This window comes from Acinetobacter sp. SA01 (assembly GCF_011319235.1).
Taxonomy (GTDB): Bacteria; Pseudomonadota; Gammaproteobacteria; order Pseudomonadales; family Moraxellaceae; genus Acinetobacter.
The window spans coordinates 56,174-79,326 of record NZ_WXXM01000011.1; the positions used below are offsets into that span (position 1 = coordinate 56,174).

Annotated in this window: 24 protein-coding genes; 13 read left to right on the top strand and 11 right to left on the bottom strand. The window is 41.4% G+C overall.

From position 1 onward, the window contains the following. Window positions 1-24: 24 nt before the first annotated feature. Both GTU69_RS11250 and GTU69_RS11255 read right to left on the bottom strand, forming a co-directional pair. A complete protein-coding gene (locus GTU69_RS11250; RefSeq protein WP_166170563.1) occupies window positions 25-576 on the bottom strand; it encodes a hypothetical protein in 552 nt (183 codons plus the stop codon). Between the two features lie 51 nt (window positions 577-627). After that, window positions 628-1,167, bottom strand: a complete 540-nt coding sequence (locus tag GTU69_RS11255) for a DUF924 family protein (protein ID WP_166170565.1) — start codon at window positions 1,165-1,167, stop codon at window positions 628-630. Between the two features lie 226 nt (window positions 1,168-1,393). Between GTU69_RS11255 and gshA the strand changes: the two genes are divergently transcribed. Both gshA and GTU69_RS11265 read left to right on the top strand, forming a co-directional pair. After that, window positions 1,394-2,971, top strand: a complete 1,578-nt coding sequence (gene gshA / locus GTU69_RS11260) for a glutamate--cysteine ligase (RefSeq protein ID WP_166170567.1) — start codon at window positions 1,394-1,396, stop codon at window positions 2,969-2,971. An 18-nt stretch (window positions 2,972-2,989) separates the two neighbouring features. Further along, the gene (locus GTU69_RS11265) at window positions 2,990-3,514 is read left to right on the top strand and encodes a disulfide bond formation protein B (protein ID WP_166170569.1); all 525 of its coding nucleotides are present in this window, start codon (window positions 2,990-2,992) and stop codon (window positions 3,512-3,514) included. A gap of 367 nt (window positions 3,515-3,881) precedes the next feature. Here GTU69_RS11265 and GTU69_RS11270 read toward each other — a convergent pair whose 3' ends face one another. Continuing rightward, entirely contained in the window at window positions 3,882-5,213 is a 1,332-nt protein-coding gene (locus GTU69_RS11270; protein WP_166170571.1) for a hypothetical protein, read from the bottom strand. 248 nt (window positions 5,214-5,461) lie between these two features. Here GTU69_RS11270 and GTU69_RS11275 point away from each other — a divergent pair, with 248 nt between their 5' ends. Both GTU69_RS11275 and parE read left to right on the top strand, forming a co-directional pair. Then, the gene (locus GTU69_RS11275) at window positions 5,462-6,046 is read left to right on the top strand and encodes a YqiA/YcfP family alpha/beta fold hydrolase (RefSeq protein WP_166170573.1); all 585 of its coding nucleotides are present in this window, start codon (window positions 5,462-5,464) and stop codon (window positions 6,044-6,046) included. A gap of 14 nt (window positions 6,047-6,060) precedes the next feature. Further along, the gene (gene parE, locus GTU69_RS11280) at window positions 6,061-7,941 is read left to right on the top strand and encodes a DNA topoisomerase IV subunit B (RefSeq protein ID WP_166170575.1); all 1,881 of its coding nucleotides are present in this window, start codon (window positions 6,061-6,063) and stop codon (window positions 7,939-7,941) included. Window positions 7,942-7,993: 52 nt separating this feature from the next. Here the strand turns inward: parE and GTU69_RS11285 are convergent, their stop codons facing one another. The 3 genes from GTU69_RS11285 to GTU69_RS11295 all read right to left on the bottom strand — a co-directional run bounded on the left by GTU69_RS11285 (window position 7,994) and on the right by GTU69_RS11295 (window position 10,182). Further along, window positions 7,994-8,695, bottom strand: coding sequence for a phospholipase D family protein (locus tag GTU69_RS11285; RefSeq protein ID WP_166170576.1), 702 nt, complete (start codon window positions 8,693-8,695; stop codon window positions 7,994-7,996). A 121-nt stretch (window positions 8,696-8,816) separates the two neighbouring features. Next, a complete protein-coding gene (locus GTU69_RS11290) occupies window positions 8,817-9,320 on the bottom strand; it encodes a GNAT family N-acetyltransferase (RefSeq protein WP_166170578.1) in 504 nt (167 codons plus the stop codon). A 112-nt stretch (window positions 9,321-9,432) separates the two neighbouring features. Next, window positions 9,433-10,182, bottom strand: coding sequence for an outer membrane protein OmpK (locus tag GTU69_RS11295; protein ID WP_166170580.1), 750 nt, complete (start codon window positions 10,180-10,182; stop codon window positions 9,433-9,435). Window positions 10,183-10,675: 493 nt separating this feature from the next. Between GTU69_RS11295 and GTU69_RS11300 the strand changes: the two genes are divergently transcribed. The 5 genes from GTU69_RS11300 to GTU69_RS11320 all read left to right on the top strand — a co-directional run bounded on the left by GTU69_RS11300 (window position 10,676) and on the right by GTU69_RS11320 (window position 15,100). Continuing rightward, complete coding sequence (locus GTU69_RS11300; protein WP_166170582.1) at window positions 10,676-11,053, top strand: HPF/RaiA family ribosome-associated protein; 378 nt, start codon at window positions 10,676-10,678, stop codon at window positions 11,051-11,053. Between the two features lie 176 nt (window positions 11,054-11,229). After that, the gene (locus tag GTU69_RS11305) at window positions 11,230-11,772 is read left to right on the top strand and encodes an ankyrin repeat domain-containing protein (RefSeq protein ID WP_166170584.1); all 543 of its coding nucleotides are present in this window, start codon (window positions 11,230-11,232) and stop codon (window positions 11,770-11,772) included. A 15-nt stretch (window positions 11,773-11,787) separates the two neighbouring features. After that, a complete protein-coding gene (locus tag GTU69_RS11310) occupies window positions 11,788-12,558 on the top strand; it encodes a transporter (RefSeq protein ID WP_166170586.1) in 771 nt (256 codons plus the stop codon). Between the two features lie 102 nt (window positions 12,559-12,660). Next, a complete protein-coding gene (dsbD, locus tag GTU69_RS11315; RefSeq protein ID WP_240921627.1) occupies window positions 12,661-14,415 on the top strand; it encodes a protein-disulfide reductase DsbD in 1,755 nt (584 codons plus the stop codon). A 4-nt stretch (window positions 14,416-14,419) separates the two neighbouring features. Beyond that, on the top strand, window positions 14,420-15,100 hold the full coding sequence (locus GTU69_RS11320; protein ID WP_166170590.1) for a glutathione S-transferase family protein: 681 nt from the start codon (window positions 14,420-14,422) through the stop codon (window positions 15,098-15,100). On the opposite strand, the gene GTU69_RS11325 is transcribed toward GTU69_RS11320, so the two are convergent. Beyond that, the gene (locus GTU69_RS11325; RefSeq protein ID WP_166170592.1) at window positions 15,097-16,296 is read right to left on the bottom strand and encodes a GGDEF domain-containing protein; all 1,200 of its coding nucleotides are present in this window, start codon (window positions 16,294-16,296) and stop codon (window positions 15,097-15,099) included. The two genes, GTU69_RS11320 and GTU69_RS11325, sit on opposite strands and share 4 nt — an antisense overlap. 259 nt (window positions 16,297-16,555) lie before the next feature. On the opposite strand from GTU69_RS11325, the gene GTU69_RS11330 reads away from it, so the two are divergent. Further along, complete coding sequence (locus GTU69_RS11330; RefSeq protein WP_086196551.1) at window positions 16,556-17,122, top strand: NAD(P)H-dependent oxidoreductase; 567 nt, start codon at window positions 16,556-16,558, stop codon at window positions 17,120-17,122. A gap of 83 nt (window positions 17,123-17,205) precedes the next feature. On the opposite strand, the gene GTU69_RS11335 is transcribed toward GTU69_RS11330, so the two are convergent. Next, a complete protein-coding gene (locus tag GTU69_RS11335) occupies window positions 17,206-18,117 on the bottom strand; it encodes an alpha/beta hydrolase (RefSeq protein ID WP_166170594.1) in 912 nt (303 codons plus the stop codon). Window positions 18,118-18,271: 154 nt separating this feature from the next. On the opposite strand from GTU69_RS11335, the gene GTU69_RS11340 reads away from it, so the two are divergent. Next, window positions 18,272-18,709: a DUF2147 domain-containing protein gene (locus GTU69_RS11340; protein ID WP_086196549.1), complete on the top strand. Its 438-nt coding sequence runs from the start codon at window positions 18,272-18,274 to the stop codon at window positions 18,707-18,709. 75 nt (window positions 18,710-18,784) lie between these two features. On the opposite strand, the gene GTU69_RS11345 is transcribed toward GTU69_RS11340, so the two are convergent. Then, window positions 18,785-19,132: a Spx/MgsR family RNA polymerase-binding regulatory protein gene (locus GTU69_RS11345; protein WP_166170596.1), complete on the bottom strand. Its 348-nt coding sequence runs from the start codon at window positions 19,130-19,132 to the stop codon at window positions 18,785-18,787. Window positions 19,133-19,621: 489 nt separating this feature from the next. Continuing rightward, window positions 19,622-20,440 (bottom strand): exodeoxyribonuclease III, encoded by an 819-nt coding sequence (locus tag GTU69_RS11350; RefSeq protein WP_166170657.1) that lies wholly within the window; start codon window positions 20,438-20,440, stop codon window positions 19,622-19,624. Window positions 20,441-20,480: 40 nt separating this feature from the next. On the opposite strand from GTU69_RS11350, the gene pyrE reads away from it, so the two are divergent. Continuing rightward, the gene (pyrE, locus tag GTU69_RS11355; RefSeq protein WP_086196546.1) at window positions 20,481-21,131 is read left to right on the top strand and encodes an orotate phosphoribosyltransferase; all 651 of its coding nucleotides are present in this window, start codon (window positions 20,481-20,483) and stop codon (window positions 21,129-21,131) included. 958 nt (window positions 21,132-22,089) lie between these two features. Further along, a complete protein-coding gene (locus GTU69_RS11360) occupies window positions 22,090-22,554 on the top strand; it encodes a MarR family winged helix-turn-helix transcriptional regulator (RefSeq protein WP_086196545.1) in 465 nt (154 codons plus the stop codon). A gap of 370 nt (window positions 22,555-22,924) precedes the next feature. Here GTU69_RS11360 and GTU69_RS11365 read toward each other — a convergent pair whose 3' ends face one another. Beyond that, window positions 22,925-23,116 (bottom strand): DUF3565 domain-containing protein, encoded by a 192-nt coding sequence (locus tag GTU69_RS11365; protein ID WP_166170598.1) that lies wholly within the window; start codon window positions 23,114-23,116, stop codon window positions 22,925-22,927. Between the last annotated feature and the right edge of the window lie 37 nt (window positions 23,117-23,153).

A 23,153-nucleotide genomic window follows, 5' to 3' on the forward strand; every position in this document is an offset into this window, starting at 1 on the left:
TTCCTGTCGGTTACTAAACTGTTGTTATTTTGCTGTTTTTGGTACTGGTGGTAATACCTGGCCGTTAGGGCCCAAGCCATACTTTTGTCCTAAATATTTTAAAATCAAATAGGCATCAAAGGCATCATCGGGTGCTTTTTTCTGATCTTTATAACATTCAATGCTATAGGAAACCTGTACCGGGTCAATAGTCACCACGTGTGGCATGTCATAAAACGGGTCAGGCCAGAAGCCGGGATAACGGCGATAATAACCATAGGGATAGTACATTGGGCTGGAATAGACCACAGCCTGACGAGGTGGCTGGTTACGGTTACTCGGATCATCTAGTACTTTAAAATAGCGGAAGCCGTTCTGTACCGTGGTCTGGGCGGCTTTCACCAGAGTAATTTCTTCGGCAGTCCCAAAACTCATGTTGGGACGGGCCTGAAAACTGATGCGATAGCTTTGTGCATTCAGGGGCGTATTGCTGAATTGCCCCAGCTGGTCAAACGTCAGTGGTTTTGAAGGTGTGGTTGCACAGCCTGACAGCGCTATGGCTATGACCATACTTAAACCTATAATGCTGTTCTTCATGTTAAACCTCCATACGATTTACTGTGCGTGGGGAGGAGACACAATAAATGTTTAGAAACGACTATTCGGTTGGGTTAAAAATTCGAGCTCTTCCGCAGTTGAGCTACGTGCCAGGATGGCATTGCGGTGCGGATAGCGCCCGAAACGGTCAATAATGGCTTTATGCTGTTTTTCATAATCCAGATTCAGGGGATTATTTAAGCGTTGGAATAATTTTAACGCGAATTCGTGGATCAGTTTCGATTCACTGTGCATAAAGGGCATATATAAAAACGTACGTTGTTCTAGACTTAATTGTTTATCCAAATCCAGGCTAATGGCTTCTTGCGCCAGAGCCAATGCTAAGGGGTCTTGGGCAAAGGCCTGAGCTTGATCCCGAAACAGGTTACGCGAGAATTGATCCAGAACAATAATTTCTGCTAGGCGGCCTTCAGCCGTTTTACGCCATGACCATAGTTCGGCTTGTGCCGCTTTTTGGTGAATGTCATAAAACTTTTGCTTGATCAGTGCATCAAAATCATCACTTTTTGCAAACCACAGCGGCTGGGTTTCCGGATTAAACCAAAAGTCCAAAACATCTGGATAATTCATAATATTTACAAATCCTTAGTACTTATTATTCAATACAAACACAAAATTCAGATGTCTTATACAGTATCTTTGTGATAAAAATTTGCCAGAAATAAAATTGACATTTTGCTTGAAAACTATACAGGGTGTAATGTAGCAGCCAAAAATCACGTTATACTGATATAAACTGATGATTTTATTTTAGTAGTTTTATTTAGTAGTTATCTTCCGATAAGCGAGATTGTTAATGAGTCAACCCGAATCGACCTCTCAAGTTATGGTACCAACTTGGGTGGATTCTTCGCTGTTTAAGGGCATGTTGCGCGGTATTGAACGTGAAAGCCTGCGTATGCAAAGCAATGGCTTTTTATCCCAGGCAACACATCCTCAGGCACTTGGTTCTGCATTAACACATCCGCATATCACCACTGACTATTCCGAAGCCTTGATGGAATTTATTACTCCTCCACAAGACAGTATTGGAAAAGCACTCGATTATCTGGCCGATATTCATGCCATTACGCACCGTCATTTGGAAAATGGGGAAAAACTCTGGCCCTTGTCGATGCCCTGCATGCTGGATGATAATGAAGAAAACATTCGTCTAGCCCAATATGGCAGTTCCAATATTGGACGTTTCAAAACTTTGTATCGTCGTGGTCTGGGCGTACGTTATGGTCGTCGCATGCAAACCATTTCCGGGGTGCATTATAATTTATCTTTTCCAGATCAATTGTTTGAAGCACTGCAACAGCATGAAAGCAATGAAGATCTAAAAAGCCTCAGTCTGCAGGATTATCGCAGTCACCGTTACTTTGGCTTGATCCGTAATTTCATCCGTCTAACGCCCTTGGTGATGTTCCTGTTGGGGGCCAGCCCTTCGGTCTGCCAGTGCTTCATGACCGGACGTGACCATCATCTGTTGCCTTTGTTAAAAGGTACCCTGTTCTTGCCTTATGCAACAGCACTGCGGATGGGCAATTTTGGCTATCAGAATTCTGCCCAGAAGCAATTGGGTATTCACTACAACAACCTGTCGGGTTATCTGGAGGGTTTGCAAAAAGCCGTGAAAACGCCTTATGCACCTTTTAGCCGTTTGGGGCTCAATGATGAACACGGTGAACCGATTCAAATCAATGATCATGTGTTGCAAATTGAAAATGAATACTACAGCTTAATCCGTCCGAAGCAGGTGCCTCAAGCAGGAGAAACACCATCCCAGGCACTGCAAAATCGCGGAGTCGGTTATGTGGAACTGCGCGCAGTCGATGTCAATCCGTACAGTCCAATCGGAATTGATGAAAACACGGCAGCATTTCTGGAAGTCTTGGCACTGCATTGCTTGCTACAAGACAGCCCGGATTTACTCGATCCGGAACAGGAACGGATTGAGCGTAATCAGGCCGAAGTGGTCAATCGTGGCCGTGCACCGAATGCCGCTATTCTGGATGCGGCTGGGAAACATCCGATTGAGGATTGGGCACGTGCGCAGGTCATCAAAATGCAGCCTTGGGCTGATTTACTGGATGCGACTTATGATACCCAAATGTATTCAGCAGCCCTGGTGGTCATGCTCAATCGTATTGATGAAGTAGATGAAACCCTGTCTGCCCAGGTTATAGCCGATACTTTGGAATATGGCGGGACATGGGGTTTTGGCAGTATGATGGCGCTGCAACATGCAGCAACTTATGAACAGCACCCTTTAAGCCCGGATACGCTGGCTTATTTTGATGGTTTGGCGGGGCAGTCATTGCAACAGCAACAGCAACTGGAACAAGATACGAGCATCAGTTTTGAGCAATATCTTGCCGATTATCGATAAAAATTAAGAGGATTTGCCATGCAATGGAGTTATCGCTTCGTGAGTGGTTTTTTATTTTTAGCCAGTGTCGTGGGGATGGCATTTGCGTTGTATTTAGAGCATGGACAAGGGCTTGAGCCTTGTCCACTCTGCGTTTTTCAGCGTATAGGTCTAATTGGGCTGGGGATTATTTCCCTGATCGCTTTCCTGCATAACCCCATTTCAAATGCATTTAAGCGTTTTTATGCTTTGTTGGGTACGCTTAGTATCCTCTGGTCCGCAGGGGTGGCTGCACGTCATGTCTGGCTGCAAAATTTGCCACCCGATCAGGTGCCGAGCTGTGGTCCAGGTTTAGATTATTGGTTGGATACTTTGCCGTTAAAGTCGGTATTTGAACAGGTGCTGAAAGGTTCGGGTGAATGTGCCAAGGTTGACTGGACTTTGTTTGGACTATCGCTTCCGGTATGGTCATTGGCTTTCTTTGCCGTACTTGCCTTGATCAGCCTGTGGCAACTATTGCGTCACTATCCAGGGATGACCAATAAAACAGCCAAGAAAAAATAAAGAGGTATATAAAAAAGCCAACTGAATGTTGTAATGCTGATCAGTTAAGGAGTTTAGAAATAAACTCCTTAACTTTTTAGTGATTCATGGCGGAGTCTTACCATTTTAAATCAAACCCTTGCAGCTCATCTGTTACTTTGGTTTCGCCCAAAGTAACCAAAGGCATTTGTCATCCGCAAAACTCGTCAACCACTATCAACTCGCAAATTTATCGCAGAAACAATCATTTTTTAATGTAGTCCGGCCTCAAACAGTTGCGGATGACTTTCCCACATATCAAATACAGTCATGAATTTAAAAAAGAAAATACCAGTCAATTTCTTAACTGACTGGCATTAAACCGAACGTTGGCTTTTTTATTTTTTACTTAAGTCAGTGCAATACCTGACAAATCTTCCAGCTGCATGCGGTATTCATGCACTTCTTCTTTGACCTGTTCATTTTGCGGCGGGTAGAACCATTTCACGATCTGTTCCGCCACACTGGAATGATAGTTGATTTCAAAATGACTTAAGCCATAAAAGATCGCTTTATGGGATTGGGGCACTTTCAGTTGAAAGCGCGGATTTGGATGTTCACCCAAAGCACTGTCTACACTGACCAGATAGTCCCCCAGCACCTTTAAGGTTCGATTCTTTTTGTTTTCATATTCAATGGTGCCGGCAACCAGGTAAGTATTAATATGTTTCGGTAGGGGAGCCGGTTTACGGTTGTCATCCATGCCGCCAATCCGGGCATGATTATGTTCCCAGTCATCATCGCGAACACTGCCATAGCGCAAATCCAGAATGCCATTGCTGCGGATATTGACAATATGCCGGATGATTTTCACAAAGGGAAAATGTCCGAGTTTGTCTTGCAGGATAAACCCGAAACGTTCCAAGACTGCACCATGATGCGGAGAACCCAGGCAGACCAGGTTCTCGGTCAGATGTATCCATTGATACATGTTCTGTTTGCCGTAAAACAGGGCACTGCGTAAGACCAGGCCGCCCATGCTGTGGCCAATTAAATCAATGCTGGTAATGCGCGGATTGCGACGAATCAAATCTTCTAGGGTATGGGAAAGACTACGGCCATTGGCCGAGATACGACGTCCACTATTGTAGTTCAGGTACAGCATGGTGTTATTGTCACGTTGCGCCAACAATTTTTCGCCAATACCGCCATATTGCGTGTTGCTCCAGTCCAGATGGTTCATGCACAAGCCATGTACAAAAATGACCACGCGACCGGATAAATCCCCTTTTTGCAGTCCACCATAGTGGTCATACAGTACCATCGGCAGTGCCATCGGGTTCTGATATTTTAATAAATAATCACCCAGCACCCCGTTGAGCACTCCGACGAGAAAATGCAGTGCAGGTGTTAGCGGTTTGTCATGTAATTTTGGATATTTTTCAATAATTTGACGTAAACCTGGTGCCAAAAGATACGATCCGTAATTAAGCAGAGTATCGTAGGAAAACTGATACAGTTTTTCGATATAAGGAATTTTTTGCAATTTTTTCGAGCGTTGTTCACTCATGCCAAACAGGCTAATTAAAATTTCACGTTGAATCGCCTGGATCAGCTCCTGCATGACGTCGTTGAGACGAGTCGTGACCAGTTGTGCGAGACCTTCCAATACATCAGCCTGACTGGGTGGTGTACGGTCCCATCTACAATAGGTTTCATGTAATGGGGTTAAACTCGGCATTTGATCCTGTCCTTTTTGAGACCATGTTTCCCATACCCTTTATTTTTTCTTGGGATCACGGTATAAACTCTTAACTTTTCATTTTATATCGTTCATCTCGAACAGCTTTTACAATAACGATGATTGCGCTTCGGTATTAATTTTTTTGTCTGACAATCCTGGCTATATCTACATTAAAACAGATGGGTGGCGAAGACTCAGGGATAAAATAAATCTAGTTTAAATTTGACCATGATGCAATAAAAACCATGAACATCATTTATTTACATGGATTTCAAAGCAGTGCTTTATCCATAAAAGGCCGGCAGATTAAAGACTACTGTCAGCAGCACAGCAATGTTCAGGTTCATCTGCCGGATCTCAACATGCCGCCAGAGCAGACCATGGCGCATGTGGCTGCCATGATTGAAAGTCTGGACCGGGTGGTGCTGGTGGGGAGCAGTCTAGGAGGCTTTTATGCGACACAGCTGGTCGCAAAGTATGGCGTTCCGGCTGTTTTAATTAATCCGGCTATGCGACCATGGCAACTGTTCCGCGACTTGTTTGGTGCCGAGCAGATTCCCTATGTGGTGAATGCTGAATGGACATTGGATGATAGTCATCTGGATCAGCTTGAGCAGATGGCAGTGCCATTTGTGCAAGATGCAGACAAAATTTTAGTGTTATTACAACAAGGTGATGAAGTTTTGGATTATCGTGAAGCACAGCGCTATTATAGCAATGCTCCGCATCAGTCCATGCTGATTACCGAAGCAGATGGCAACCATGCGATGGAAAATTTCGCAGACAAAATACCGATGGCCTTACAGTTTTTATCGGATTGTATAAATTAAGGAAACAGTACAACGTGTCTCAATATACGGCTCAATCACTTGAAGTTTTATCTGGTTTAGATCCGGTACGTCGTCGTCCGGGTATGTATACCGATACCACTCGTCCAAACCATTTGGCGCAAGAAGTCATTGATAATGCTGTGGATGAGGCACTTGCCGGACATGCCAATAAAATTACCGTCACAGTGTATAAAGACGGTTCCCTGTCAGTTGAAGACAATGGCCGGGGGATGCCGGTGGATATTCATCCGGAATATGGCCAGAGCGGAATTGAAATTATTCTGACCAAGTTGCATGCTGGCGGTAAATTCAGTACCGATAACTACCAGTTTTCGGGCGGCTTGCATGGGGTAGGGATTTCAGTGGTCAATGCCCTATCTGACCGGGTGGAAGTGGAAGTTCAGCGTCAGGGCAACCTGTATAAAATGACCTTTGAGCACGGTGAACCGGTTGCACCGCTTGAAGTACTGCAAGGCAAGGCACCGAAACGTGCGACCGGTACCACAGTACATTTCTGGCCAGAAGCCAAATATTTTGATTCGCCCAAGTTTGCCCTCAAGGCTTTAAAACATAATTTAAAAGCCAAAGCCGTATTAGCGGCAGGTTTGGAAATCAATTATGTAGACCAGATCAATGATGAAAAGATCAGCTGGCAGTTCGAAAATGGTCTGGTTGATTATTTGATGGATGAGCTGCAAGACCGGGAAATCATTCCAAGTCCAGCTTTTGTGGCTACTGGCGAAGCTGAACGTGCCAGCGCCGAATTTGCGATTTGCTGGAATGCTGAAGGTGGCGAACAAATTCAGGAAAGCTATGTCAACCTGATTCCAACCGCGCAAGGGGGTACCCATGTCAATGGTCTGCGTTCAGGGGTCACCGATGCTATGCGTGAGTTCTGTGAACTGCGTAACCTGTTGCCACGTAATCTGAAACTGTCTGCCGAAGATGTCTGGGATGGGGTGAACTACATTCTGTCGTTAAAATTTCAGGAACCACAATTTTCCGGTCAAACCAAAGAGCGCTTGTCGAGCCGTGAAGCCTCAGGCATTGTACTGAATATCGCCAAAGATGCTTTTGCACTGTGGCTCAACCAGAATTCAGACATTGCCATGCAGCTGGCTGAACTGGCAATTGCCAAGGCGGGTCGCCGTTTAAAAGCGGCAAAAAAAGTTGAAAGGAAGAAGATTGTTTCCGGACCTGCACTCCCGGGTAAATTGGCCGACTGTGTAGGACATACCCTGGAAGAATCGGAACTCTTTATTGTGGAAGGTGATTCTGCAGGCGGTTCTGCTAAGCAGGCACGTGACAAGAATTTCCAGGCAATCATGCCGATTCGCGGGAAAATCCTGAATACCTGGGAAGTCTCTTCTGATGAAGTTCTGGGTTCTCAGGAAGTGCATGACATTGCCATTGCGATTGGGGTGGACCCGGGCAGTGATGACCTGTCCGAACTGCGCTATGGTAAAATCTGTATTCTGGCCGATGCCGATTCTGATGGTCTGCATATCGCGACCCTGCTCTGTGCCCTGTTTGTGAAACACTTTCCGGCCATGGTGGAAGAAGGGCATCTGTTTGTAGCCATGCCGCCATTGTTCCGTATTGATGATGGCAAGGATGTGCACTATGCGCTGGATGAAGACGAGCTGGAAAGCATTCTGAAAAAATGCAAAAGTAAAAATCCGCAAATCACCCGATTCAAAGGTTTGGGTGAAATGAATGCCAGCCAGTTACGTGAAACCACAATGGACCCGAATACCCGTCGTTTGGTGCAGCTTGATTTAGATGATGCGCATTTTACTGCCGGTCTACTGGATAAATTACTTGCGAAAAAACGCTCATCAGACCGTAAACACTGGTTAGAACAGAAAGGTAATCTGGCGGATCTGGCGGTTTAGTTTTTAAGTTATTATTTACATATAAAGAAACCCACAATTGCGGGTTTCTTTATTAAAGCTCTATATTCTCTGTCCAAAGAAAATAACCGCCGTATTGGCTTGATCTAAATTCACCTCCTAACGACTTTCCTTGATCAGTAAGATAGTGTTTGCCATTATCATTCAATGTGAGTAAGCCTTTTTTAACCAGTTTTTCTAATAAATCAGCTGTTTTAATCTTGTGTTTAGCTGCAAGCTTTGAAGTGGTAAGTTTTGAAAAATTATCTGTATTTGTTTCTTCGTTATCTTCAGAACGCTGTTCAGTTTTAACTTCGTCTAAAGTAATACGCACTTCATCACTGATTCGAATAATACGCTGTGCTTCCTCATAAGCCTCTTTGAAAACATCCCCATCTTCATACTTACGAATTAAAATGCCCATTTCATTATTATTGACCTGACTAAACTCATATAAGTTTAAGCTGGAAATAATACATTCAGATTCATTTAGATAGCATTTTGCGTGGAGATTTTTACAAAAACTCAGGCGTACATAATCGAGTTTCTGCAGCCATTTAATTTCATCGGGATGTAAGTCACTTTTGCCATATACAATCCGAATATCAATTTTAAGACGGTCTTTATCTTCTAGTAATTCTTTAATGCGGTCATTAAGACGTAGATAAGGACTAATAAGAATTAAGCGTTCTTTGGCATTTTTAATTAGTTCTTCTAGAAAGAAATTTGTTCCACTGGTATTCAAAAATTTAGCCATTCGATCCCCCCAATTAGGTTCATTCAAATTGTTTTTATTATTAAAACACATACACATTATTTGTTTAGCAGTAACTCAACAAAATTGAAGTACTTTTTCCAAGGATTAAAGAATTTAATATTTAATCTAATATCAGCTGCATTAACACCAGATCACGCCATTTACCAAACTTCTGCCCCACCTCAGGCATATAACCTATCTGCTTAAAACCTAATTTTTCATGTAACACAATTGATGCCTGATTTTCATGATCAATCGCAGCAACCATCACATGAATATAATTTTGCCGTGCATATTCAATCAGTTTCAGCATTAAGGCTTTACCCAAACCCTGTCCGATAAAGTCCGGATGAATAAAGACCGAATGTTCCACTGTATGTTTAAACCCGCTAATTTGGCGGAAAGAAGAATAATCGGCATAGCCGGCGATGTGTTTAGTCTCTGAATGTTCAGCGACAAACAAAGGAAATAGTTGTTCAGTAAGGCTTTTAAACCAGTTCTGAAAATCCTCAATAGACTTTGGTGTGCTATTCCAGGTCGCAGTACCATTTAAAATTTCAGCATTATAAATTTTCAGGATATGTTCTAGGTCTTGTGGTTGAGCAGGGCGGATCAGAAATCCCATGAGTATTTGCCGAACGAATCAATAGACCCTGGATTTTAGAAATAAACTTGATTTTCAGCAATAAAAAAAGCAAGACAGAAGCCTTGCTTTTTTAACGTTCAAAACGTGGTGCTTAGAAGTGATATTTAACCAAAGCACTGACGTCGTTTTGATCAACGCCTTGAATACCAAATTTGTTGTTCCAAACTGAGTGTTCGATACCCACATATAATTTGGTTTTAGGTGAAATGTGTTTACCTACATTCCATTTGTACTGGCTGGTCCAGTTCAATTCGCTTGCTTGAGCGCCTTTTTCAGCTGTTGACCAATCCAGGAAGGCATCTACCAGGAAATCTTCAGAACCCAATTTAAACGGAACTGCATAAGTGATCGTCATTTGATAATCATCTTTAGTGAAAGCTGATTTCGAATCGTTATCTACTTTATAGAAGTTCACATTGGCATACTGTGTGTATGGAATATCTAAAGCGAAACCAATACCGTACAGGAAGTTATTAAACTCTTGGTTTTGATCGTATCCGGCATTGTGTTCCCAAGTTGTCGCAATAAGGACATCTTTAATTGGACCAAAAGAAAGATCTTTTCCAGATACTTCGCCTAAGCTTAAACGTGGCGCTAACTCGAAATATGTATTTTGTTCATCATTGCCATCCAATTGATGGTCAACAAAGAAAAATACATCCGAGTATTTAAGTTTAGCTGCATATTCTGCAGTCACGGTCGTACGGTCTTCAGTACCCACTTTATAGTGATCACCATAAAGACCAGTTACGCTGAAGTCTTGCCATACCACTGGCGAAGCCTGTGTAAGTGCAGCTGTTGAAGCCAATGCACATGTAGCAAAAAATTGTGTAAGTTTCATTAAAAATATCTCCCCCGAGAAGCAAGCAAAGCATACAGATTCTTTAGCAAAAATAAAGCCAAAATTGATCAATGGTTAAAAAAATAGTCTGCTTTTCTCAGCGTACTCCTGATTAAAATCAAGACACCGCTTTGATACCTAAAAATACATGTTGATAAAAAAAGTAAAGCAGTTTGAAGAAGGCATTTTATCCGCAAAGAAATAATATGATATTTATCAAATTATTTAGAGGGAAAGTCAAATTCCTTATACGTTATAGGGTATTTAAAAAAAATATCAAAATACTACTTGCATAAGCTTCACCTAGACCCTTATATTCAAAGCATAAGGACACGAATCTGCAGAGTTAAAAGTGTTCATCATTCAATGTGGAGGAACTCGTTCCAAACTAGGTTGAAGATGCTCAGCGCTGTTGTTAACAGCAAGGTGAAACGTGCCAAGATAAGAAGTTTTGCACAAAAAAAGATTTGATGAATAAAGAGGATGAAATTATATGAACATTGAAATTCGTACCGATAAAAACATCCAAAATAGTGAGCGTTTAATTACTTATGTTCGTGCAGAACTGAATGCTGAATTCCAACGTTATAGCGAACGTATTACCCATTTCTCGGTTCATTTTAGCGATGAAAATGGTCCAAAAGGTGGTGCAGATGATATTCACTGCATGATCGAAGCACGCCCGGCAGGTTTGAAACCAGTAGTGGTGAACCATCATGGTCATAATATCGATACTGCCATACATGGAGCCATTGACCGCTTAAAACGCAGTTTGGAACATCTATTTGAGAAAATAGATGACCCTCGTGCCGCAGCGCCGGTACTTGCTGAAACTGCAGAAGCCAGTGATGTGGACGATGTAAATGATTAAGCAACATCTTGCTTAAAGAAAAAAAAAGCTCTTCGGAGCTTTTTTTATGGGCGTTTTAATACGCTATTTGGGACAGGGCAACAGAAATAAAAAATATACTCCTTATACATTTAGCTAAAACAAATGACAGTTTATTCGGCATAATAGTTAAAAAATGATTGAAGAGTATTTTCTCCATGTTAACAGCACAACAACAAGTCTTTGTACAGGCAATAGAAGAGCTGGATCTTGCTCAGGTACAACGTCTTTTGGCAGAAGGTCTCGATCCGAATTTTATTGATCTGGAAAAAGGTCCGGCCATTTCTGTCTGGTCCGATGGTTTGTTCAAATGGTGGGAGCATATTTGCGAAGCTTATGAAGCTGGTTCACCTTTATCTGAACAAGAAAAACAGCAGAATCTGGCAGTTCATCTTGAAATTTTAGAGGCGCTTATTCAAGCCAAAGTCAATTTACATTTGTGGGATGCCGAAGAACTGTATGGTCCATTATGGGATGCTGCCAGCTCCGCCTGCGTGCCTGCAGTGAAACGTTTACTGGATGAAAAAGTAGATCCCAATACCAAAGATGAAGATAGTCAGACCATACTATCTTCGATTAGTGATTTATTCTTTGATTGTGACTTTGATGAAATCAACTGGTCAGAAGCATTGGCCGAAGAAAAGCAAACTTTAGAATTGCTCCGTAGTTATGGGGCTAAAATGACTAAAGAATTAACATAATCAGTGAGACAATTCATGCCAGTCCTAAAAACAGTAAGTTTCATTTTTGCAGCAGGTTTTAGCATCAATGCGATGGCTGCCAACTTTTCTTTTGACCGTCCGGGTACAGGAATTGGTACAGGTATTACTCCAGTCGGTCAGCTGGCATGGGAACAGGGTTTACCAAGCCTAAACTACTCAGAAAGTACTGATGAGAACGGGCTAAAGGTTAAAAACACCAGCTTAAATGCCGACATGTTATTGCGTACCGGTTTAGCCAAAGATCTTGAAGTGCAATTGGGCTGGCAAGGACCATCCTGGTTAAAGACCAAAACGGCAGGCCAGTCCATTGAAGAAGACGGTCTGGGTGATGTCAGCATTGGGGTAAAAAAGGCCATTAATCTGGATGATGAAAAGCTTTCTATGGCTATTTTAGCCGAAGCTATTCTGGCGACTGGTAATGACGGTTTTAGCAATGAAGATGATATTTACAGCCTAACCTCGGCTGTGGCTTATGATTACAGCGATTTAATTGCTACTTCCATGACCATGCGCTATGAAGTCCAAAACAGCAACTGGGCAGTGACTGCAGTACCGACCATTGAATATAAAATCACTGACAAATTGTCAGGTTTTTCTGAACTGGTCTATCGCAAAGCCGAAAGTCAGAATTATGAATATGCACTGGGTTCAGGACTCATTTATGCACTGAATGAGCGTGTGCAAATGGATGCCAGTATTGGTGTGGACTTAAATGGTCGAGATAAAAGTTATCAATCAGGTTTGGGTGTTGCATTCCTATTTTAATTAAAAAAATAAACTGATATGAAAAAGCATCTTCAAGACATGGGCTTGTGGTTTCGGTTCGCTATATGCGGATTGATCGGTAGTGTGATTATATTGTGCTCCATGACACTGCAGGCGCAAGAGCAATTGCTTGCACCCGAGGATGCTTTTTCTTTTAGTGTTGAATCTAGCAGTACACATGAAGCCCGACTCAACTGGACAATTCCAGAGGGTTATTATTTATATCAGCACAAATTTGAAGTCCGGCAAGGGGCACAAAAGCTGGCTTTAAAATTGCCGCAAGCCACCGATTTACATGATGAAAACTATGGTCGCACCCAGGTTTATTTTCATCAAGTGCAATTTAATATTTCGACCGAAGCCTCCCAAACCTACCAGGTGACGTGGCAGGGCTGTGCCCAAGACCGGATTTGCTATCCACCGCAAACCATTGAGTTTCAGACCGATATTGACGGTTTGGTGCTGTTGCAAAATCAGGCCAGAGCAAGCAAGCGCCTGCTGGATCTTTCAACATCTTCAAACAGTTCTGTAACTGGTCAAAACACTTTGAGTGCTGAACAGAATAGCATTCAACCGACAGCAAAGCCCGTCATACGCGATATTGCAAAAGATCAAATGTGGTCGGAAACACTGGCTGAAAGCTCTTTGCTGTATGGCTTATTGCTGTTTTTCGGTTTAGGCATCTTGTTGGCCTTTACGCCATGTTCATTACCGATGCTGCCGATTTTAACTTCGCTGATTGTTCGCGACAGTAAAGGGCTGAAAGCCTGGATGATTGCTCTGGTATTTGTCTGCAGTATGGCCATGGTCTATGCGGTTTTAGGCTTAATTGCTTCATCTGCTGGTTTGAATTTTCAGCGCTGGTTACAGCAGCCTTCCACCCTGATTGCTTTTAGTGCGTTATTTGTTTTATTTGCACTAAATTTATTCGGTTTATTTGAAATTAAATTGCCCCAAGCTTTGGTCAACCGCCTCGATCAGGCCCAGTCGCTACAAAAAGGTGGCAGCCTGATTGGGGCAGGTGTTATGGGGATGATCTCTGCACTGCTGGTTGGACCCTGCATGACCGCACCTCTAGCCGGGGCACTGTTATTTATTTCCCAGAATCAAAGCCAGTGGCAGGGGGCACTCTTGCTGTTCACCTTGGGTTTTGGCATGGGAACGCCCTTGCTTCTGGCCAGTGTACTGGGTTCCAGGGTGTTGCCTAAAGCAGGGTTGTGGATGCACCAGATTAAGGTGCTGTTTGCCTTTATCATGCTAGCCCTGGCCCTGTATTTTATTCGTCCGCTTATTTCTGAAGCCTGGCTGCAATGGGCAGGCTTAGGTCTGGGCATTTGTTTTATTGTGTATATCCTTTTCCGCATTCGGCAACAGACCCCGCTGAGGGCCTTATATATAATCGTCTTGCTCGTGGTGATGCCTTATCTAGCTTATACTCAATATCAACACAGTCAGCGGTTTTTTATCGGGCAAAGCACGACCCAGGCCAGCTGGCATGTGGCGAAAACAGCGGATGAATTTCAGCAGTTATTGGCCAGTGCGCCCTCCAATCAGGCGGTTGTTATTGATGTTTATGCAGACTGGTGTGTGGCATGTCAGCCCATTGAACATCAGGTGCTAAAATCGGCTCAAGTCCAACAAGCACTTGCGCCGTATTTTTTGATTAAACTGGATTTGAGTAACTATGATGCAACGCATCAGGCCTTATTGAATCAATGGGATATTTTAGGGCCGCCCACCTATTTATTCTTGGATGCCAAGCAGCAGGAAATTCGTGGTTTACGTCTAACCGGTGCTTTTAGCGAGGCTGAATTACTGAAACAGCTTGAGTTGTTTCAACAGCATATAGGATCATAATGTGATGTATCAGCTCTATATAGCCAATAAAAATTATTCCAGCTGGTCAATGCGCCCGTGGCTGGTGTTACAGGCTTTTCAGTTGCCTTTTCAGGAATTCATGATTCCGTTTCCCGCAGAACGCAACACCGGCACATTCAAGCAGGATGTATTGGCCATTAACCCCAATGGGAAAGTCCCGGTATTGATCGATCATGACTTGATGCTGTGGGATTCGCTGGCGATTTGTGAATATCTGGCAGAACGGCACCCCAATCAGCATTTGTGGCCACAAGATGTCAAGCAGCGTGCGCATGCACGTTGTATTGTGGCGGAAATGCATAGCGGATTTTCAGGTTTGCGCAATGCCTGCGGCATGAATATCCGAGCCCATTTAGCCGATGTGGGTAAGCGTTTATGGCAGGACAATGCCGAGCTTAGGCAAGATGTGGCACGGATCGAACAGATCTGGTCAGAACGTCCAGAGGTGAACGGTTTTTTATGTGGTGAATTTTCAATTGCCGATGCATTTTATGCCCCGGTGGTGACGCGGCTTATGACCTATGCCTTACCGGTCAGTGAGTCGACACAGCAGTATATGCACACCATGCTGCAACATCCGGCCATGAAACTGTGGATGGAAGGCGCGTTGCAAGAACAAGCTTGGGTGAATTATTTAGAGTCGTATCAACAGCAGCCGCTTTAGCAGGGCTTGGGCTCAGTAAACAACTCTGCCTGATAACACTTGACCTGATTGCGTCCGTAGCCTTTGGCTGCATACAGAGCCTTGTCTGCCCGGCTGAGCAATTGTTGCGAATTGAGTGAGGGACTGGATAGTGCAATGCCAAAACTTGCGGTGATCGGAATGATCTCTCCCGATTCACTGCATAAATGAAGCTGTTGAATGGCCTGACGACACCGTTCAGCAATAATTTGTGCCTGTTCTAGAGAAGAATGATTTAAAATAAGAAGAAATTCTTCTCCACCAAAACGGCCCAGCATATCGCTATCTCGAATGATTTGAGAGAGTGCTTGACTGACCTGAATCAGGGTTTCGTCGCCTTTATCGTGCCCGTATTGGTCATTAATGCGCTTGAAATGATCCAGGTCAATTAACACCAGTGCATAAGATTCATTGGGCTTGCGTTCTAGTTTTTCCAGACAATTGTTGATGCTGCGCCGGTTAAGAGTATTGGTCAGTGGGTCAACCTGACTTAAATGCTGAATCAGTTTTTCTCGATGCCGCCATTGGCTAAGTAAAATTTCAAATAAAATTAAACAAGTAATAAGAATTGGTACAATGAAATACATCATTGTCAGCACCCAAAACATATTCTGGTAGGGTTGGGTGTGAAGATTAAACAACGGACCGTAGCTGATTTGACCTTGCAAGCCTAAATACCCGCAAACCAGTAAAAATAATGTGGCCGGGATAAGGGCGAAATAAACGATTTTACGGTTAAACAGCACCAGGCCCACCGTGAGCAGACACATGTAAGTGATCATGGTGGCCGGACTGAGTACGCCGATCACATAACCATCACGACATAAAGACATGACCAAAATCCCCACGGATACATAGGGTAGGCATTGCTGTACCCAGGCTTTTTTACGCCATGCCGAACATGGGTAAATCAGCGCAATAAAGACGGTCAAAATCAGGATATTCATTTCCAGCTGTAGTTTGAGCAAGGGTAAATTTACCCAAGGCCAGACTTCAGGAGATAAAAGTACAAAAACTTTCCAGATAATCCAGATCATATGCACTGAACTTCCTAAAATCAGCATCAAAATGCATTTATTCAGGACACTCCAATTCATTACACCCCCATCTTCTAACAGGTATTTCGCAATTTTTTCTTTGAATGAGAAGGCATGATTTGGTGAAAAGATTGGCTTCATTCGATAAATATAATCCTTGGTTGTCTAAATCATGAATTAATGTGAAATAAGTAGATTTATTTTTAATAATTCACAACATAGCACGTTTTTTCAGTAATGGTAATGGTTGTTTTTTGTACTTTTTGGTCTAAAAAGTACTTTTAGCTGAATTATTGTTGTATTAAATATGGAACGTTGTGTTGTATATAAACGTATTATTCTATTTTTAGTGGTCGATTAAAATGCCTACATTGAATAAATAAAGATGAAGGTAACAGGCATGAAAGTTTTACATATCGATTCGAGTATTTTAGGTGATGCTTCTGTTTCACGCCAATTAAGTCAGGCGATTGTCACTCAGTTGCAAGCCAAGCATGCAGATGCGACCGTAGAATATCTGGATTTGGCACAACAGCCCATTCCACATTTAACCGCTGAAATTTTGATGGGGCAAGATGCTGAACAGGCAGCCTTAGGTGAAAAAATTATTCAGCAATATTTGGATGCGGACGTGGTTGTAGTCGGTGCAGCAATGTATAACTTTGGCTTGCCGTCTACGCTAAAAGCTTGGATTGACCGGATCAGTGTGGCCGGTAAAACCTTTAAATATACTGAAAATGGTCCTGTTGGTTTGGCTGGTGAGAAAAAAGCCTATATCGCCAGCAGTCGTGGCGGCGTGTATGGTGAAAATAGCCCGGCAGATTTTCAGGAAGGTTTTTTGAAAACTGTATTTAATTTCACCGGTGTGAACGATGTCGAAATTATTCGTGCAGAAGGTGTCAATATGGGTGCAGAGTCAAAAGATCAGGCAATTGCCAGCGCTTTAGCTCAGGTGCAAAGCCTGTAATGTGAAATCATCCTATCCATGATTCCTCTTGGGTCAGCTTCGGCTGACCTTTTTTATGGAATATGGTTCATTGCGGATTAAATTTAGCTTTGATCCAGTGCATGGGCAAATTCAGCCAGATCGGCCAGTGCCTGTTTGGCTTCATCAAACCACGCATGGAACATCTGAAAATTGTGCCACATGCCGGTATAAAGTTTAAAAGTCACTTCAACATTGGCCTGTTCTGCTTTTTCTTTAAAGCGCTGTGCATCATCCAGCAGAATTTCTTTCGATCCTACTTGTACCAGTGTAGGAGGTAATCCAGTTAAATCTGCAAATAGGGGAGAAATTGAGGGATGTGATTTATCCATCGATTTAGGAACGTAATAATCAATTCCGGTTTCTAAGGTTTCAATGGACAATAAGGCATCGTGTTTCTGGTTATAGCGTAAGGATTCACTGGTGAGGGTTAAATCTAAAAAGGGTGACAACAGCATCAGACCACTGACCTGAGGCAGCTGTTCATCACGAATTTTAAGTGTCAAGGCCAAAGCCAGATTGGCACCACAGGAATCCCCGGACAAAATAATATCCTTGGCTTGTATGCCTTGGTCGAGCAAAATATTGTAAACATCAAACAGTGCATCCAGCGCTTCAGGAAAAGGCTGTTCAGGCGCGAGAGGATAATCTACGTGCAGCGCTTGCATTTGGGTCCGTGCCACCATGTCGGATACAAATGTCCGATGGGTATTTAAGGATCCTAAAAAGAATGCACCGCCGTGTATATGTAAAATAAGCTGTGTGGCCTCATTGTGAGGTTTGATTTCTTCAGCACGTAAACCGGCAAGACGGATTGGGCGAATACTGACATTTTTATTCTGCGGAAATAGACGGCACATTTGTTCAATGACAAAGCGTGCTGAATTTGGAGGTAAGTTAAACTGGCTTGGCAGACGGATGGTGGTTTTTAAAAAACTTTCTGTAATTAATTGTTTCCATAACGGATTTATCTTCATGTTTTTTCCATCTTGTTATATCTTTTGGGGGATAACTGGTTGTTTACCAATTCAAGTTACAAGATTACACTAAACGGTCACACGGAAGAATTGCAAATATGTTGTGACTTTTTAATACTAAGGCCGTCTACACTAGACTAGGAAACGAAAAAAAATGAAAAGAATTGCTCTTGCATTAGGATTGCTCGGATTAACAGCTTTGGCAAATGCTGCTGATCCTTTAAATGGAACAGTTTGGAAAACGATTGACGATAAAACAAAACAACCCAAAGCAATCGTAAAATTTACTGAACAAAAAAATGGCACATTGTCTGCGAGTATTCAAAAAGTTTTGACACCGGGCGAAGAACAGGCATGTAAAAAATGTGAAGGTCCATATCATAATAAATCTTTAAAAGGTTTAAAGATTGTTCACGGTCTTAAAAATGTCGGTGGTACAAGTTATGAAGAGGGTACTATCCTTGACCCTTCTTCAGGCAAAACCTACAAACTCAAAGGTGAACTGGCAAATGGCGGTAAAACGCTCGAATTACGCGGTTTTATTGGCGTATCTGTTTTAGGCCGTAACCAGACTTGGGTTCGCGCAAACTAAGTTTGCCTAGCCTAATGGATAAAACAAAAAAGCCTGACAATGTCAGGCTTTTTTAATGCGGATGGTGCAGGAGGCTTACTTTAATGCCCGATATGCTTCTTCATCAAAGCCGACGATATAACCAGAATCAGTTTCAAGCACAGGACGTTTGATTAAGCTGTTATGGCGGGTGAGCGCTTCAATGAGATTTTCTTCACTGCTTAAAGCTGTTTGTTGTTCCGCTTCGCTCAGTTTGCGCCAAGTGGTGCCTTTTTTATTCAGGATGACTTCCTGACCTTCGTTATCCAGCCATGTTTTTACCGTTTCAGCAGCAATGCCTTGTTTCTTGTAATCGTGAAACTCATATTCAAGACCGAGTTGATTAAGCAGGTCAAAGGCTTTTTTCATTGAATTACAGTTTTTGATACCATAAATCTTCAGCATAGGTGAATTATTCCATTTTCTATTCTTCAATAGCGTAACGAAAATCCATCAGAAGCTCTAGAGTGAATTAAATGATTAAAATTAAAAAATTCAGCTGTCATTAAACTGACATTTAGATTTGTAATTATAAAGCTATAAATAAGAACCATATGATTATTCTAAATATAATATATAGAAAATAGAAAAAATATAGAAATAGAAAAGAAAAAATAAAGATAACGAATAGAGAAAACCCGCATTCAATCATCCTGATTATGCGGGTCTCATTTCAACGTCCATTGTCACATCCTTGCAAAATAAGCTACCGAAGTGCTTTATTCTGTTTCATCCTACGGCGTCCTGTCCTTTTTCAGTCATCCTGACTTGTCCCTGTGCCGTGCAACAATAATGCACTTAAAACATGTATATAAAAAGCCACAAATTCGACATCTTTTGTAATCTATATGCCTGTATTGAGTGAACAATAGTTCACTCAATGTGCATTGTGGACTATATTTTATAATCAATAATCACCGGTGCATGGTCGCTAAACCAGGTCTCCTTATACACCCAGGCATTGACAGTACGGGCTTTCCAGTCTGGTGAGCAGGCTTGATAGTCAATGCGCCACCCGACGTTTTTGGCACGTGCCTGTCCGCGATTAGACCACCATGAATAAAGTTCGGCTTCCTTGCGCACTTCACGGAAAGTATCGACATAACCCAGATCATCATAAATATGATCGAGCCAGGCGCGTTCATGTGGCAGGCAGCCTGAAGATTTCTGGTTGCCCGACCAGTTCTTGATATCAATGCGTTTATGCACAATGTTGTAATCACCGCAGACGATGATCGATTTATCTTCATCCCGCCATTGTTTGAGAATATCTTGATACTGATCCAAAAAGTGATCTTTACGGGCTTGGGCTTCTTCACCGGATGAACCTGAAGGCAAATACAGCGAACAGATGTATACAGGCTTGTCTAAACCGAGATCAAATTCGGCAGCGATAAAGCGCCCTTGAGAGTCGGCCAGTTCAAAGCCTAAACCATCTTTTACAGAGGCAAAAGGTAGGCGACTATAAATGGCGGTACCGGCATAGCCTGCACGTTCTGCTGGGAACAGGTGCGTGTACCAGCCTTCAGGTCTAAATTTTTCAGTCCACTGCGCATGGGTGATCCGGCTTTCCTGCATACAAATGACATCTGCATCTGACTGTTCCAGCCATTCCAGCAGGCCTTTGGTCACTGCTGAACGCAAGCCATTTACGTTAATTGAAACGACTCTTAGAATTTTTTGATCACTTGGATAGCTACTCTTTGGTATCATACGCAAGTCTTACCTCTATTTCTGAATTTTGGAGCACCTCATGACGTCGCAAGCGACTTTTAACCCTCAAGCTTTTATCGAACTTGCATTATCACGTGGTGTGCTTAAATTTGGTGAGTTTACTTTAAAATCGGGTCGTGTGAGTCCTTATTTTTTTAATGCGGGTTTGCTCAATGATGGCGAGGCGTTAACGCTACTGGCTTCAGGCTATGCAGACAAATTAACGGCATGTGACAATGTCGAAGTGATTTTTGGCCCGGCCTATAAGGGGATTCCATTTGTTGCTGCGACTGCCGTGGCATTGTCACAAAATCATGGTGTAAGTGTACCTTGGGGCTTTAACCGTAAAGAAGCCAAGGATCACGGTGAAGGCGGGGTGCTGGTTGGCGCATCGGTTGAAGGCAAAAAAGTCTGGATTATTGATGATGTCATTACTGCAGGTACAGCCATTCGTGAAGTGGTCACCATTCTTAAAAATGCTGGTGCGCAAATTGCCGGAGTATTGGTGGCTCTAGACCGTCAGGAAAAAGGACAGGGCGAATTGTCTGCTATTCAGGAAGTTCAAAAAGAACTGGAAATTCCAGTTCATGCCTTGATTACCATGAAAGATTTGATGGATTTCTTGGAAGCTAAAGGCGAAAAAGACGCTTTAGCGAAAATGGAAGCCTATCGTGTGAAATACGGTATCTGATCGGTCAATGGTTAAAAAGGGAAGCCATGTGCTTCCTTTTTTGTCATTTTAAGAAAATAAGAGATAACTTAAAAAAATCGACTAAAAAAGTACTCAGGCTTTAAACAAAGCTCTAGTCATATTCATCTTTTGTTTGTTTTTAGGCTGAAAGAAGACGCCAATACATGCTATTGAAGTTGAGCACCGTTTTAATCTATACCCTCTAAACCGGTATTTATTTAGGGCTAAGACTAGAAGATTTAAGAGAGACTTACCCCTTTTGCTCAGGCTCCGTATACGGATAGCTCTTAAAATTTTGCGACAAAGAAAACCTGATTTTTCAGAGTAAAATTCCGCTTTAAATTTATTCTGTATAAAAATATCTAATAAATTCATGATTAGTTAATAAATTATACAAAATGCATATTGTAAGTTATTAAAAATAGATTATTTTTCATTCGATTTTATGGGGGTGCTGTGATTTTATACCCTAAGGGTATAAAATTTTTATAGATAAAAATACTAAATTAAACAGTATTTTATTTTTATTCATAAATATAAAAAGACTATAAATTAAATTATAACTTATTTTTTGAGAATAAAAAGTGCAGAAAATGGAGGATTTTTCCAAAATAAATTACTGTAAACTTTGTCACATTTTTACACATTTTCAGAAATAAAATGGTATTTTTTGTGATAGATCATTTAACCATTAAAATGATTTAATCGGCTTGCATAATAACAATAGATAAATATAAAAGGGATTTTCATTTAAACTTTGGCTCTCTAATTCTTTTTATAAAAAAGAGGCTCACAGAAGCGAAAAAGAATTAGAGAGTTAATATTACCTGAGAGTGAGTGGAAAAACTTAATACCAGATATTGAATTGATAAAAATGTAACCTAAAACTAAAGAAGCTAAAATACAATGCGTCTTTAAAATAATTTAAATGGTCTTAATATATTAAAAAGGTGAGATTATGGCAAAAAAGTACAATAAATTTTTATCTGGATCTGCAGATTTTAATTTAGAAAATTCTCTGTATCACTGGATTACTCAAGTACATGCTCAATATATACAAAATGTTGATCATGCATTAAAAAAATATGGTTTAGATAATTCGCGCCGTCGTATCTTGCTGGCATTACAATCCAAAAATAAGGCTAGCGTATCTGATCTGTCGGAAATGTTGATTTCTAAAATGTCGACCACCACCAAAGTGGTCTATCGCTTAAAAGAAGAAGGATTAGTAAATACTTATTGTTGTGAAGATGATGCTCGAATTACGCGAGTATTATTAACAGATAAAGGACAACAAATGATTCAAAAAATTAATGATCTCAGCCTGGTCGTATTAGAACAATCTTTTGATGGCTTAACACCGCTACAAATTGAAAAAATGCTGGATAACCTGAAACATATTTTTAAAAATCTTGCCCCTTAAAATAAATTAAAGTACATAGCTATTTAAATAAAATGTCCATGATTTTTTATTGTGATAATAAAGAGGATTTGTTTTATATTAGAAATAAGTTAATCGTTATTATTTTAATAAAAATTGTGAAAGATTATGCTTTTTTTAAGTCTAATAAGGTATTTTTTTTGTTAAATAAAAATTAAACTGGTTGGGGTGAATATGATTGATGAAAATTTTATTTTTTAAATATTTTGATTTAAATTGTCTGTACTTTATTATTTAAGCAGTTTTAAATTTTATAAGGTTAAAATAAAATTATTTTTTAAGATGGGATAAATAAGATATAATATTGTATTCTGCATAATTATTTTATTATTTATCCTTTATGGAATCATAATTAAATTGGTTCTTCACATTTCTTACACTCCAATATTATTCCTAGTTTCTCTTTTCGACCTTGTTCAGTTATCACCCACGGGCGGTTTTGCCAAGGCGGATTATGTCGAACATGCTGGGTATGGCCACAGGAAAGGTCTGCAACCCAATGGTTTTCTTCATCTAAATGAAATCCAATAATCGCTTGTTGCATGAGGTACTCCTTGCCGCTTTCAAATGATTCGATACAA

Bases quoted from the DNA above. Each gene is read 5' to 3' on its own strand.
- GTU69_RS11250 (WP_166170563.1), bottom strand. From the start codon at position 576: ATGAAGAACAGCATTATAGGTTTAAGTATGGTCATAGCCATAGCGCTG.
- GTU69_RS11255 (WP_166170565.1), bottom strand. From the start codon at position 1,167: ATGAATTATCCAGATGTTTTGGACTTTTGGTTTAATCCGGAAACCCAG.
- gshA (WP_166170567.1), top strand. From the start codon at position 1,394: ATGAGTCAACCCGAATCGACCTCTCAAGTTATGGTACCAACTTGGGTG.
- GTU69_RS11265 (WP_166170569.1), top strand. From the start codon at position 2,990: ATGCAATGGAGTTATCGCTTCGTGAGTGGTTTTTTATTTTTAGCCAGT.
- GTU69_RS11270 (WP_166170571.1), bottom strand. From the start codon at position 5,213: ATGCCGAGTTTAACCCCATTACATGAAACCTATTGTAGATGGGACCGT.
- GTU69_RS11275 (WP_166170573.1), top strand. From the start codon at position 5,462: ATGAACATCATTTATTTACATGGATTTCAAAGCAGTGCTTTATCCATA.
- GTU69_RS11285 (WP_166170576.1), bottom strand. From the start codon at position 8,695: ATGGCTAAATTTTTGAATACCAGTGGAACAAATTTCTTTCTAGAAGAA.
- GTU69_RS11290 (WP_166170578.1), bottom strand. From the start codon at position 9,320: ATGGGATTTCTGATCCGCCCTGCTCAACCACAAGACCTAGAACATATC.
- GTU69_RS11295 (WP_166170580.1), bottom strand. From the start codon at position 10,182: ATGAAACTTACACAATTTTTTGCTACATGTGCATTGGCTTCAACAGCT.
- GTU69_RS11300 (WP_166170582.1), top strand. From the start codon at position 10,676: ATGAACATTGAAATTCGTACCGATAAAAACATCCAAAATAGTGAGCGT.
- GTU69_RS11305 (WP_166170584.1), top strand. From the start codon at position 11,230: ATGTTAACAGCACAACAACAAGTCTTTGTACAGGCAATAGAAGAGCTG.
- GTU69_RS11310 (WP_166170586.1), top strand. From the start codon at position 11,788: ATGCCAGTCCTAAAAACAGTAAGTTTCATTTTTGCAGCAGGTTTTAGC.
- dsbD (WP_240921627.1), top strand. From the start codon at position 12,661: ATGACACTGCAGGCGCAAGAGCAATTGCTTGCACCCGAGGATGCTTTT.
- GTU69_RS11320 (WP_166170590.1), top strand. From the start codon at position 14,420: ATGTATCAGCTCTATATAGCCAATAAAAATTATTCCAGCTGGTCAATG.
- GTU69_RS11325 (WP_166170592.1), bottom strand. From the start codon at position 16,296: ATGAAGCCAATCTTTTCACCAAATCATGCCTTCTCATTCAAAGAAAAA.
- GTU69_RS11330 (WP_086196551.1), top strand. From the start codon at position 16,556: ATGAAAGTTTTACATATCGATTCGAGTATTTTAGGTGATGCTTCTGTT.
- GTU69_RS11335 (WP_166170594.1), bottom strand. From the start codon at position 18,117: ATGAAGATAAATCCGTTATGGAAACAATTAATTACAGAAAGTTTTTTA.
- GTU69_RS11340 (WP_086196549.1), top strand. From the start codon at position 18,272: ATGAAAAGAATTGCTCTTGCATTAGGATTGCTCGGATTAACAGCTTTG.
- GTU69_RS11345 (WP_166170596.1), bottom strand. From the start codon at position 19,132: ATGCTGAAGATTTATGGTATCAAAAACTGTAATTCAATGAAAAAAGCC.
- GTU69_RS11350 (WP_166170657.1), bottom strand. From the start codon at position 20,440: ATGATACCAAAGAGTAGCTATCCAAGTGATCAAAAAATTCTAAGAGTC.
- pyrE (WP_086196546.1), top strand. From the start codon at position 20,481: ATGACGTCGCAAGCGACTTTTAACCCTCAAGCTTTTATCGAACTTGCA.
- GTU69_RS11360 (WP_086196545.1), top strand. From the start codon at position 22,090: ATGGCAAAAAAGTACAATAAATTTTTATCTGGATCTGCAGATTTTAAT.
- GTU69_RS11365 (WP_166170598.1), bottom strand. From the start codon at position 23,116: ATGCAACAAGCGATTATTGGATTTCATTTAGATGAAGAAAACCATTGG.